This is a genomic window from Sphingomonas sp., from assembly GCF_965200105.1.
GTDB lineage: Bacteria > Pseudomonadota > Alphaproteobacteria > Sphingomonadales > Sphingomonadaceae > Solisphingomonas.
On sequence record NZ_CBDATN010000002.1, the window covers coordinates 1,697,072 to 1,708,263 of the forward strand.

Annotated in this window: 11 protein-coding genes; 5 read left to right on the forward strand and 6 right to left on the reverse strand. The window is 72.1% G+C overall.

Going from position 1 to position 11,192, the window contains the following annotated elements:
* Window positions 1-56: 56 nt before the first annotated feature.
* The gene (locus tag ACOFKX_RS09645; protein WP_419826773.1) at window positions 57-1,121 is read left to right on the forward strand and encodes a quinone-dependent dihydroorotate dehydrogenase; all 1,065 of its coding nucleotides are present in this window, start codon (window positions 57-59) and stop codon (window positions 1,119-1,121) included.
* A 10-nt stretch (window positions 1,122-1,131) separates the two neighbouring features.
* Window positions 1,132-2,835, forward strand: coding sequence for a gamma-glutamyltransferase (gene ggt, locus ACOFKX_RS09650; RefSeq protein ID WP_419826774.1), 1,704 nt, complete (start codon window positions 1,132-1,134; stop codon window positions 2,833-2,835).
* Here ggt and ACOFKX_RS09655 read toward each other — a convergent pair whose 3' ends face one another.
* From ACOFKX_RS09655 to ACOFKX_RS09680, 6 genes are read right to left on the reverse strand one after another with little or no spacing between them, the layout of a single operon-like run.
* Window positions 2,836-3,216, reverse strand: coding sequence for a hypothetical protein (locus tag ACOFKX_RS09655; RefSeq protein WP_419826775.1), 381 nt, complete (start codon window positions 3,214-3,216; stop codon window positions 2,836-2,838). It lies immediately after the preceding gene.
* A gap of 38 nt (window positions 3,217-3,254) precedes the next feature.
* Window positions 3,255-3,986: a hydroxyacylglutathione hydrolase gene (gene gloB / locus ACOFKX_RS09660; protein WP_419826776.1), complete on the reverse strand. Its 732-nt coding sequence runs from the start codon at window positions 3,984-3,986 to the stop codon at window positions 3,255-3,257.
* Complete coding sequence (locus ACOFKX_RS09665; RefSeq protein WP_419826777.1) at window positions 3,986-4,399, reverse strand: VOC family protein; 414 nt, start codon at window positions 4,397-4,399, stop codon at window positions 3,986-3,988. The genes gloB and ACOFKX_RS09665 overlap by 1 nt, the downstream gene beginning before the upstream one ends.
* Before the next feature lie 45 nt (window positions 4,400-4,444).
* The gene (locus ACOFKX_RS09670) at window positions 4,445-5,200 is read right to left on the reverse strand and encodes a tetratricopeptide repeat protein (protein ID WP_419826778.1); all 756 of its coding nucleotides are present in this window, start codon (window positions 5,198-5,200) and stop codon (window positions 4,445-4,447) included.
* Window positions 5,197-5,940, reverse strand: coding sequence for an alpha/beta hydrolase (locus ACOFKX_RS09675; protein ID WP_419827399.1), 744 nt, complete (start codon window positions 5,938-5,940; stop codon window positions 5,197-5,199). The genes ACOFKX_RS09670 and ACOFKX_RS09675 overlap by 4 nt, the downstream gene beginning before the upstream one ends.
* Window positions 5,927-7,171 carry a dicarboxylate/amino acid:cation symporter gene (locus ACOFKX_RS09680; RefSeq protein ID WP_419826779.1) on the reverse strand — a complete coding sequence of 415 codons (1,245 nt, stop codon included), beginning with the start codon at window positions 7,169-7,171 and terminating at the stop codon, window positions 5,927-5,929. The genes ACOFKX_RS09675 and ACOFKX_RS09680 overlap by 14 nt, the downstream gene beginning before the upstream one ends.
* 98 nt (window positions 7,172-7,269) lie before the next feature.
* Between ACOFKX_RS09680 and ACOFKX_RS09685 the strand changes: the two genes are divergently transcribed.
* The 3 genes from ACOFKX_RS09685 to ACOFKX_RS09695 all read left to right on the forward strand — a co-directional run bounded on the left by ACOFKX_RS09685 (window position 7,270) and on the right by ACOFKX_RS09695 (window position 11,191).
* Entirely contained in the window at window positions 7,270-8,553 is a 1,284-nt protein-coding gene (locus ACOFKX_RS09685) for a hypothetical protein (protein WP_419826780.1), read from the forward strand.
* A 54-nt stretch (window positions 8,554-8,607) separates the two neighbouring features.
* Window positions 8,608-10,620, forward strand: coding sequence for a threonine--tRNA ligase (gene thrS / locus ACOFKX_RS09690; protein WP_419826781.1), 2,013 nt, complete (start codon window positions 8,608-8,610; stop codon window positions 10,618-10,620).
* A gap of 76 nt (window positions 10,621-10,696) precedes the next feature.
* Entirely contained in the window at window positions 10,697-11,191 is a 495-nt protein-coding gene (locus ACOFKX_RS09695; protein WP_419826782.1) for a GAF domain-containing protein, read from the forward strand.
* Window position 11,192: the final 1 nt, after the last annotated feature.

Here is an 11,192-nt window from a genome sequence, read left to right on the forward strand (position 1 = left end):
CGGGCCGCCGCTCGCTCCGGGGTGACGGGCGCGGGAAGCTGGCATAGGGCGCGGCCATGCTGTTCCGGCTCGCCCGCCCGTTCATCCACGCGCTCGATGCCGAGCGCGCGCACGCGCTCACCATCGCCGCGCTGGCCAGGTTGCCCGCGCTGCCTGCCCCACGCGCGACGAAGCGGCTGGCGATCCGGGTGGCGGGGATCGACTTTCCCAATCCGGTCGGCCTCGCCGCCGGCTTCGACAAGGACGCGCGCGCCTTCCACGCACTCGGCGGCTTCGGCTTCGGCTTCGTCGAGGTCGGCACGCTGACGCCGCTGGCGCAGGCCGGCAACGCCAGACCCCGGCTGTTCCGGCTCGCCGAGGATCGCGCGGTCGTCAACCGGCTGGGCTTCAACAATGGCGGCCAGGCGGCGGCGCTGACCCGGCTGGAGAGGCGACGCGGGATCGTCGGGGCCAATATCGGCGCCAATAAGGATGCGGCCGATCGCATCGCCGACTACGCCGTCGGTGTCGCCGCGACGGCGCCGCACGCGGACTATCTGACGATCAACGTCTCCTCGCCCAACACGCCGGGGCTGCGCGCGCTGCAGGACGCCGCCGCGCTGGACGAGCTGCTCGCGCGCGCGATCGCGGCACGGCCCGCGAACGGCCCGCCGATCTTCCTCAAGGTCGCGCCCGATCTGGAGCTGGCCGACATCGACGCGATCGCCCGCGTCGCGATCGAGCGCGGGGTGGACGCGCTGATCGTCGCCAACACCACAGTCTCGCGCCCGCCGCTCGCGTCCCGGTTCGGTGGGGAGGCGGGCGGCCTGTCGGGGGCACCGCTCCGCCCGCTGGCGCTGGCGCGGCTGCGCGACTTCCGCGCGGCCACCGGCGGCGCGCTGCCGCTGGTGGCGGCGGGCGGGATCGGATCGGCGGCGGACGCCTATGCCCGCATCCGCAGCGGTGCGAGCCTCGTCCAGCTCTACTCGGCGCTGGTCTACGAAGGGCCGGGCCTCGCGCGGCGGATCGCACGCGGGCTCGACCGGCTGCTCGCGCGCGACGGCTTCGCGACGGTGGCCGACGCGGTGGGCGCGGATGCCGGCCGGCCGAATGTTGGAGACAAGTTGGAGAGCGCGCGCTAGCCGATTCGCGATGCGCTCGCTCCTCCTCGTCCTCGCGCTGCTCGGCGCCCCCGTCTTCGCCGCGCCGCGCGTCGCGGTGCCGCCGATCGCGCCCGCGAACAGGGGCATGGTCTCCGCCGCCGACCCGCGCGCGGCGCAAGCCGGCCGCGAGATCCTGCGAGCGGGCGGATCGGCCGCCGACGCCGAGATCGCGATGATGTTCGCGCTGACGGTCGTGGAGCCGCAATCCTCGGGCATCGGCGGCGGCGGTTATTTCGTCCATCGCGACGCCCAGGGCCGTGTCGAGACGATCGACGGCCGCGAGACCGCGCCCGCCGCCGCCCGCCCCGATCGCTTCACCGGGCCGGACGGCAAGCCCCTGCCCTTCGCAAAAGCGTTCCCGGGCGGCAAATCGGTGGGGATCCCGGGCAATATCCGCCTCGCCGAGATGGCGCACGCGCGCTGGGGGCGGCTGCCCTGGGCGCGGCTGCTCCAACCCGCGATCCGGCTCGCGAGCCAAGGCTTCGCGGTCTCGGCCTCGACCAGCCGCTACGCCGGCGTCGTGGCGCCGCTGTGGAAGGACTTTCCGGCGATCGCCGCGCTCTACGCCACCGACGGCGCGGCCAAGCCCGTCGGCACGATCGTCCGCAACCCCGCGCTTGCCGCCCTGCTGCGCCAGGTCGCCGCGCAAGGCCCCGACGGCTTCTACGCCGGCGCCAACGCGGAGGCGATCGCCACCGCCGTGTCGAGCGCGCCGGTGAGCCCGGTGCCGTTCACCCGCGACGATCTCGCCGGCTATCGCGCCAGGCTCCAGCCGCCGGTGTGCGGGACATATCGCGGCTATCGCGTGTGCGGCATGGCGCCATCCTCGTCGGGGGGGGTCGCCATCCTCCAGATGCTGGGGATGCTGGAACGCTTCGACATGAAGGCGCTGGGGCCGGACTCGCCCATCGCCTGGCACCTGATCGGCGAGGCGATGCAGCTCGCCTACGCCGATCGCGAACAGTATCTCGGCGACGCCGCGTTCGGGACCGTACCCGTCGCCGGCCTGCTCGATCCGGGCTATCTCGCAAAGCGCGCGGCGCTGATCGAGCCGACGCGCGCGCTCGGCCGCTACGAGCCGGGCGCCCCCGCCGGCGCGCCCGTGCGCACGCCGGGCACCGGCGTCGACGAGCATGGCACCACCGACTTCGTCGCCGCCGACGCCGCCGGCGACGTCGTGACGATGACGTCGACGGTGGAGGGCCTGTTCGGCAGCCAGCTCGTCGCTAACGGCTATGTCCTCAACAACGAGCTGACCGACTTCTCCTTCGCGCCCGAGAAGGCCGGCGCGCCCGTCGCCAACCGGGTGGAGGCGGGCAAGCGGCCCCTGTCCTCGATGTCGCCGACGATCGTCACCGGGCCGGACGGACGGCTGCGTCTCGCGGTAGGTTCGGCGGGCGGCAAGCGCATCATCATGCACGTGCTCAAGACGCTGGTCGGCGTGATCGACTGGGGGATGAGCGCGCAGGATGCGGTGGCGCTGCCCAACATCTACTTCGACGCGTCCGCCGGCACGCTGCTCGTCGAGAAGACGCCGCGCATGGATCGGCTCGCGCCCGTGATGTCGGGCTATGGCCAGCAGGTGGTGGAGACCGACCTCGGCTCCAAGCTCAACGCGATCGAGCGGCTGCCCGACGGGCGCTGGCGCGGCGCGGCCGATCCGCGGAGCGAGGGCGTTGCGCTCGCCGAATAGCTACTTCGACGGATCGGTGTAGGGCGTGAACGCGCCCAGCGTGCAGGCGCCGAGGAAGCTGTTGGAGACCTGCTGGTAGATCTCCACGATGTCGCCGCGACAGAGCTGCACCGGCGTCTTCGTCACGAACACCATGTCCGAGGTGAAGCGCGGGCAACCTTCCGGGTGGTTGAGGTACCAGGTGGTGCCCTCGCCGCGGTACAGGATGTCACCCGACGCATAGGTGCGCGTTTCCCGGTCGCGCTGGAAGTTCGCGAGGCAGTCCCGCGCGGGGCCCGCCACCTTGCTGGCCAGGAACGGCGCGGGCGAGGGCTGGATGCGCGCCAGCACCGGCGAGGGCAGCGCGATGGCGACGGCGGCGGCAAAGGAGAGCGCTCTCATCATGTCGACAGAACGCGGTAGATGCCGCGCGGTGCCGATCAGCCCTTGAACGCATCTTTGGCGGCGCGGCGCTCGGCGAGTTCCGCCACGTTGCCCGCGCGCACGAACGGGTTGGTCGCGCGCTCCGCGCCGATCGTGGTTGGCAGCGTGGGCAGGCCCTCGCCGCGCTTCCTCTCCGCCTCCGCCAGCGCGGCACGCGCCGCCGCGTTGCCGGGTTCGACGGCGACCGCGTAGCGGCCGTTGGAGACGGTATATTCATGCCCGCAATAGACCCGCGTCGCCTCGGGAAGCGCGGCGAGCTTGGCGAGTGCTGAGTGCATGTCCGCAGGTGTGCCCTCGAACAGCCGGCCGCAGCCCATCGCGAACAGCGTGTCGCCGGTGAACGCGATCTCCGCTTGCGGCAGGTGGATCGCGATGTGCCCCGCCGTGTGCGCGCCGACGTGGAGGACGTGCCCCTCGATGCCGCCGATCGCCACCGTATCGCCCTCCGCCACGGTGCGGTCCAGCGTGGCGATCCTGTCGGCCTCCGCCGCCGGGCCGGTGATACGCGCACCGGTGGCCTCGCGGATCGCGGCGTTGCCGCCGACATGATCGCCGTGCCAGTGCGTGTTCCACACCTGCGTGATCGTCCAGCCGCGCGCCTTGGCGGCATCCAGCGCGGGCGCCGCCTCGCCGGGATCGACGACCACCGTCTCGCCCGACGCATCGTCGTGCATCAGCCAGATATAGTTGTCGGAGAGCGCAGCAACGGGAACGACTTCGATCGCCATCACCATTCTCCTGTGTTGGGCATCGACGCCCAGGGCTCGGCGGGCGGCAGGTGGCCGTCCTGGAGGAGCTCGACCGAGATGCCGTCGGGCGATCGGACGAACGCCATGTGGCCGTCGCGAGGCGGGCGGTTGATGGTGACGCCCGCCTCCATGAGCCGGCCGCAGGTACCGTAGATGTCGTCGACACGGTAGGCGAGATGGCCGAAATTGCGGCCGCCGGAGTAGCCTCCCTCGCCCCAATTATGCGTCAGCTCCACCTGCGCGTCCTCGTCACCGGGCGCCGCCAGGAAGATCAGCGTGTAGCGGCCCGCCTCGTTGTCGAAGCGCCTCACCTCGCGCAGGCCGAGCAGCTCGAAGAAGCGGACCGTCGCATCCGGATCGGAGACGCGGATCATCGTGTGGAGGTAGCGCATCGCTCCGATGTAGCGGCTCCGACGCGCGGTTCAAACTCTCGCCGTTCAGCGTCCTTGCGGCTGCGGCGCAGGCGGGATCCCGCCCGATCGGGCGAGCTCGGCGGTGGCGGCGCGGCCGGCGTCGCTGTCCGGCCCGACGGCGCGGGCGCGCGCCCAGTTCTCGCGCGCGCCGACCATGTCGTCGTGGGCGGCGGCGATGTTGCCCGCCTCGTAGAGGATGGCGGGTTCATTCGGCGCGCGAACGTCCGCCTCGTGGATGTCGGTGGCGGCGCGCGCGTCGCCCATTCGTCGGGCGAGCGTCGCCGAGAGCAGCCACGCCATCGGATCGGCCGGCACCAGCTTCAGCGCCTCGTCCATGTCGGCGCGCGCCTCGGCGAGCGCGGCGAGCGCGACGTTCGCGCGCGCGCGATCGAGAAAGGCCTCGCCCCGCATCTGGCCGGCGAGCGCGGAAGACTCGATCGCCTGCCCCAGCAGCCGCTTGGCGCGCGCCGCGTCGCCGGCGGCGAGCGCGGCGTTGCCGGCCGAAACCCACAAGGTGGGCGCGCGCGCGTCGCCCGTCTGCCCGGCCAGTTCGGCGGTGGCGGCGAAGCTGTCGGCGGCGGCGGCATCGTCGCCGGCGGCGGATTGCGCGATACCCAGGCACTGGCCGGCGGCCACGCCGCCGCCGCTGCCCGCCCAAGCCCTGGCGTCGGCGATGGCGGCCTTGGCGTCGGCATCGCTCTTGGCCACGCAGGCATCGTAGCGCGCGCGTTCGGCGGGAACGGGAGCGGCGGCGGCGAGCAGCAGGGCGAGCGCGATCATAGTCCCTCCACCAGCTCGGCGACGGTGCGGACGAGCAGCGCGAGGTCGGCCCCGCGCGACAGCCGGTGGTCGCCGCCCTTGACCAGGATCGTGCGCACGTCGGCGGAGCGCACCCGCTCGGCGATCCGCGTCGCGAGCCACGGCGGCACCTCCGCGTCCGATTCGCCGTGGAGCAGGCGGACGGGGCAGTCGACCGCGATCTCGGCGTGGGTGAGGCGCAGCGCCTCGGCCGATTGCCAGAAGCCCTTCGTGACGATCTCGGTGCCGCCATAGGGCGAGGGCTTCTGCAGCCGCCCGTCGCGCAGGATCGCGAGCTTCTCGTCCTCGGTATAGCCCCAGGCGGTGAAATCCGGCGCCGCTGCCACGCCGACGATCCCGCGCACGCGATCGGGCCGCGCCAGCGCGACGAGCAGCGCCAGCCACCCGCCCATCGACGAGCCGACCAGCACCACCTCGCCCTCGCACGCATCGATCACCGCGAGCACGTCGTCCCGCCAGCGGGCAAGCGTGCCGTCCGCGAAACGCCCGTCGCTCTCCCCACACCCGGAATAGTCGAGCCGCAGCATCGCCCGGCCGGTGCGCCGGGCCCAGGCGTCGAGCGCGGTGGCCTTGCCGCCGGTCATGGCCGACGCGTAGCCGGGCAGGAACAGGATGGCGGGCGCGGCGCCCCCGGTCATGCGCAGCGCGAGGTGGAGGCCATCGCCGCGATCGAAGCGGATCGCGGGATCAGGCATCGACAGCCTCGCCCGGGCCCAGCGCGCCTTCCCACTTCGCGACGACAGCGGTGGCGACCGCGTTGCCGATCACGTTGGTGGCCGATCGCCCCATGTCGAGGAACTGGTCCACCGCCAGGATCAGCAGCAGCCCGGCCTCCGGGATGGAGAAATGGCCCATCACGGCGGCGATCACCACCAGGCTGGCGCGCGGCACGCCGGCCATGCCCTTGGACGTCACCATCAGGATCAGCAACATGACGAATTGGCTGCCGATCGGGATATCGATGCCGTAGGCCTGCGCCACGAACAGCGTGGCGAACGTCATGTAGATCATCGATCCGTCGAGGTTGAACGAGTAGCCGAGCGGCAGCACGAAGCCGGCGATGCGGCGCGGCACGCCGAACTCCACCAGCGCCTCCAGCAGGCGCGGGAAGGCCGCCTCCGACGAGGCGGTGGAGAAGGCGAGCAGCGCCGGTGCGCGGGCGAGCGCCACCAGCGCGCCCATCCGCCGGCCGACCACCGCGTAGCCCGCCGCGATCAGCACCGCCCATAGGCAGCCGAGCGTCAGGTAGAAGCCGCCGACGAAGCGCCCGAAGGTGAGCAGGATGCCCGCCCCCTTGATCGCGACGGCGTGCGCGATCGCCGCGAACACCGCCAGCGGTGCTACGCGCATCACATAGTCGGTGACGCGCAGCATCGTGGCGGCGAGCGCCTCGATCCCCGCCACCAGCGGCCGCCCCGCCTCGCCGATCACCGCCAGCGCCACGCCGAAGAAGACCGAGAAGACGACGATCGGCAGGATGTCGTTGTCCGCCATCGCCTGCACCACTGACGCGGGCACGATGTGGACGAGGAAATCGTGCAGGTCGAACGCCGGCCGCGCGATCCCCGTGCCCTCGCCGACCGGCGGCAGCGGCAGGCCGGTACGCGCGCCGGGCCGCAGCAGGTTGACCATGACGAGCCCGAGCAACAGCGACACCAGCGAGGCGCCGACGAACCAGCCGAGCGTGCGCGCGCCGATCCGGCCGAGTGCTGCGGTATCGCCCATATGTGCGACGCCTGCCACCAGCGTGGCGAAGACGAGCGGCGCGACGATCATCTTCACCAGACGCAGGAACAGGTCGGTGACGATCGTCAGGTACGCGGCGGCGTCCTTCAGCGCGGCGGGCTCCGCGATGGCGGCGCGCAGCGCGAGCCCGGCGAGGATGCCGGCGATCATCGCGCCCACGATCGTGAAGGTCAGCCGCCGCGCCACGCGCCCTCCCTAGCGGCGCCGGCGTGCGGCAGGAAGGGCGTGCGGCGGGAGCCTTCGGGCGGCGGAGCCGTTCCGTCGGCACAACGATGATGCGCGCCTTGCTCCTCCTTGTCGCCGCGCTGCCGGCGACGCTGCTCGCGCCGCCGATCGCCGCCGCTGATCCCGACGACGCGGTGACGCGGATCGCGGCCAGGCCGGCGCGCGAGGGCTGGTTCGTGTGCGACGCCCTGGCGGGGCCATTCGCCGCCTTCATGGGCCAGCCGGACGCCGATGGGCGCGCGGTGCTGACGCTGCTCGATCGGCGCAGCGGCCGCTTCGCAAACCGCACGCTGGGCGTGGGCCGTGCCGATCCCGGCGCCGGCCAGATCCACTGGTCGCTGAGCGAGGACGCGCGCGAGGTGGGGTACGTCCACGGCGTCAATCCGGGCATGATCGAGGGCGACGGCGCGACGATCGCGCCGATCAAGGGGCTGACGCTCGGCCGGCTCTCGCTCGACTGCCGCTGGCTGTCGCACATGCGCTTCCTCGGCCTCGACGCGCGGCGCGGCGTCGTCGTCACGGACGAGGGGGGTACGCTCGTCTACCGCAGCTTCGATTTCACGAAGCGCGGCGCCCTGACGCACCCTGATGGCGTGCAGCTGAGCTCCCCCCCGACGCTGGAGATCCGCGGCGGCGCGCAGACCGACGACGGCTTCCGTTTCGAGAATGGTGGCTACGTCTTCGCGATCGATACGCGCGGCGGCCTCGGCCCGGCCAGCGTGCACGTCACGCGCGCGAGCCGCGTCGTCGGCACCGACGCGCTGGTCGGCTTCAGCTACGCGCCGCGCGTGCCGGGCTCGGACACGCTGGGGCCGGCGGCGGCGTGGGACGGCGACGGCGTCGAGGCCTGTCGCGCGCGCGGCGCCAAGCCGGCCGAGTGCCTGATCGCGCGGATGCGGATGGCCGGCGCCACCCCGGCGTCGATCGCCTTCTCCCGCCGGCTCGCGGCGCGGGGCGATGCCGGCTACATCTCCGCGTGGCGACAGGCTGGGCCGGTGGGCATCGCCACCGTCACCTATCCCTTCCGCGCCAACACCAACGAGACAGTGACGCTGGTGCCCCACACCGGAAACACGATCGCGCTGGAAGCCTGGCAACCCGCCGCCGCCGATCGTGCCCGGCCCGACTGGCAGGCCTTCGCGCGCGCTCATCCCGACGCCAGCGCCTGGGCGCCGGGCGAGGTCGTTGCGCCCAAGGTGACGGACGGCCAGCCGGTGACGATCCGCTGGCGGGTGCCGATGCAGGCCTGCCATGCCTGCGCGCGCGTCGGCGACGTGACGTTGGCCTACCGGTTCGACGCGAACGGGCGGCTGCTGCGATTAGGGATCGAGTCGGTGGAATAACCGCTCGGCTCCGCCCCTTGGCGCGCTCCGGCGGCGACGCTAAGTCGCGACCCCATGTCCGCGATGCTCAAGATCACCCTCCCCGACGGCTCCGCGCGCGAGGTGCCGGCGGGCACCACGCCGGCCGAGATCGCCGCCGCGATCGGGCCGGGGCTCGCCAAAGCGGCGCTTGCCGCGCGCGTCGACGGCGAGTTGCGCGACCTTACCCGCCCGCTGGAGGCCGACGCGCAGCTCGCGCTCGTCACCGCCAAGGACGAGAAGGACGCGCTGGAACTCGCCCGCCACGACTATGCGCACGTGCTGGCGGAGGCGGTGCAGAACCTCCACCCCGGCACCCAGATCACCTTCGGCCCGGCCACCGACGACGGCTTCTACTACGACTTCGCAGCCCCCAAGGTCGACGGGCGGGAGCGCGCCTTCACCGAGGAGGATCTGCCGGCGATCGAGGAGGAGATGCGCCGCATCATCGCCCGCGACGAACCGCTGGTACGCGAGGTGTGGGAGCGTGCCGACCTGATCGCGCGCTGGGAGCAGCAGGGCGAGACTTTCAAGGCCGAGTGGGCGGCCGAGCTGCCCCACGGCGAGGAGCTGACCGTCTATCGCAGCGGCAGCTTCCTCGACATGTGCCGCGGCCCGCACCTCGCCTCCACCGGCAAGCTCGCGCCGGACGCGTTCAAGCTCACCCGCGTGTCCGGCGCCTACTGGCGCGGCGACCAGAAGAACGCGATGCTCAGTCGCATCACCGGCACCGGCTGGCTGACGAAGAAGCAGCTCGACCAGCACCTCGTCCGGCTGGAGGAGGCGGCGAAGCGCGACCATCGCCGGTTAGGCGCGGAGATGGACCTGTTCCACCTTCAGGCCGAGGCGCACGGATCGGTGTTCTGGCATCCCAACGGCTTCGTCGTGTGGCGCGAGCTGGAGGCCTATATGCGCCGCGCGATCGACGCGGCCGGCTACCGCGAGGTGAAGACGCCGCAGATCATGGACGCCCGCCAGTGGGAGCAATCCGGCCACTGGGGCAAGTATCGCGAGAACATGTTCGTCATCCCCGACGAGGTGCCGAACGTGGAGGAGGGCGGCGCGCTCGTCTCGGCGGACGCCGACTGGATGGCGCTGAAGCCGATGAACTGCCCGGCGCACGTCCTCATCTTCCGCCAAGGCATCAAGAGCTATCGCGACCTGCCGCTCCGCCTCTACGAGAATGGCTGCTGCCACAGGAACGAGCCGCACGGTGCGCTCCACGGGCTGATGCGCGTGCGCCAGTTCACCCAGGACGACGCCCACATCTTCGCGCGCGAGGACCAGATCGTCGCCGAGGTGCGCGCCTTCTGCGACCTGGCCGACCGCATCTATCGCGATTTCGGCTTCACCTACGCGATCAAGCTCGCGCTGCGCCCGGAGAAGCGCTTCGGCGACGACGCGATGTGGGATCAGGCGGAGGCCGAACTCCGCCAAGCGGTCGCCGCCGCCGGCCTCGCCACCCCCGAGCATGGCTGGGAGGAGCTGCCCGGCGAGGGCGCCTTCTACGCCCCCAAGCTGGAATGGCACCTGACCGACGCGATCGGGCGCACCTGGCAGGTGGGCACCATCCAGTCTGATCGCGTGCTGCCCGAGCGGCTAGACGCGAGCTACGTCGGAGAGGACGGCGCGCGCCACCGCCCGGTGATGCTCCACCGCGCGATCTTCGGTTCCTACGAACGTTTCATCGGCATCCTGATCGAGCATTATGCCGGCCGCCTGCCGACCTGGCTCGCGCCCGTCCAGGCGGTGGTGGCGACGATCGTGTCCGACGCCGACGGCCATGCCGAAGCGGTGGCGGCGAAGCTGCGCGCGGCGGGGCTGCGCGTTGGGACCGACCTGCGCAACGAGAAGATCAACTACAAGGTGCGCGAGCACAGCCTCGCCAAGGTCCCCTACCTGCTCGTCGTCGGCAAGCGCGAGGCGGAGGAGGGCACCATCGCGCTCCGCCCGCTCGGCGAGGGCGCGCGGCAGGAGGTGCTGGCGCTCGATGCGGCGGTCGAGCGGCTGCGTGCCGACGCGACGCCGCCCGATCTGCACGCGCGTTAACTTCGGTCATAGGCCGCGCTAACGCTACGTAAGGAGAGCGGATCTATCGAACATATCCTGGGTGCAGGAGATGTTCATGCCGTTCGACGCCGAAGAGCAGGCGCGCCTGTCTGCCTTGAAGGGCTATGGCGTCCTCGATACGCCCAACGAGGCCGAGTTCGATGCGATCGTGAGAGAGGCGGCATCGCTCTGCCGCGCCCCGATCGCGCTGGTCTCGCTGGTCGATGAAAATCGGCAGTGGTTCACGGCGAGGCTGGGGCTTTCCGCCGAGGAGACGCCGCGCTCCATCTCCTTCTGCACGCACGCGATCCGGGGGGACGATGTCATGGTCGTCGCGAACGCCGCGCAGGACGAGCGGTTCGCGGACAACCCGCTCGTGCGGGGCGAGCCGAGCATCCGCTTTTACGCGGGCGCGCCGCTGAAGACGCCGTCGGGGAGCCGCCTCGGCACGCTGTGCGTGATCGACAGCAAGGCCAGGCCGACACTGTCGCAAGCCCAGACGGAAGCCTTGGAGCGGCTGGCGACCCGGACGGTCGAGGCGTTCGAGCGGCGCCGACACCGCGCCGTCTAGC

Bases quoted from the DNA above. Each gene is read 5' to 3' on its own strand.
- ACOFKX_RS09645 (WP_419826773.1), top strand. From the start codon at position 57: ATGCTGTTCCGGCTCGCCCGCCCGTTCATCCACGCGCTCGATGCCGAG.
- ggt (WP_419826774.1), top strand. From the start codon at position 1,132: ATGCGCTCGCTCCTCCTCGTCCTCGCGCTGCTCGGCGCCCCCGTCTTC.
- ACOFKX_RS09655 (WP_419826775.1), bottom strand. From the start codon at position 3,216: ATGAGAGCGCTCTCCTTTGCCGCCGCCGTCGCCATCGCGCTGCCCTCG.
- gloB (WP_419826776.1), bottom strand. From the start codon at position 3,986: ATGGCGATCGAAGTCGTTCCCGTTGCTGCGCTCTCCGACAACTATATC.
- ACOFKX_RS09665 (WP_419826777.1), bottom strand. From the start codon at position 4,399: ATGCGCTACCTCCACACGATGATCCGCGTCTCCGATCCGGATGCGACG.
- ACOFKX_RS09670 (WP_419826778.1), bottom strand. From the start codon at position 5,200: ATGATCGCGCTCGCCCTGCTGCTCGCCGCCGCCGCTCCCGTTCCCGCC.
- thrS (WP_419826781.1), top strand. From the start codon at position 8,608: ATGTCCGCGATGCTCAAGATCACCCTCCCCGACGGCTCCGCGCGCGAG.
- ACOFKX_RS09695 (WP_419826782.1), top strand. From the start codon at position 10,697: ATGCCGTTCGACGCCGAAGAGCAGGCGCGCCTGTCTGCCTTGAAGGGC.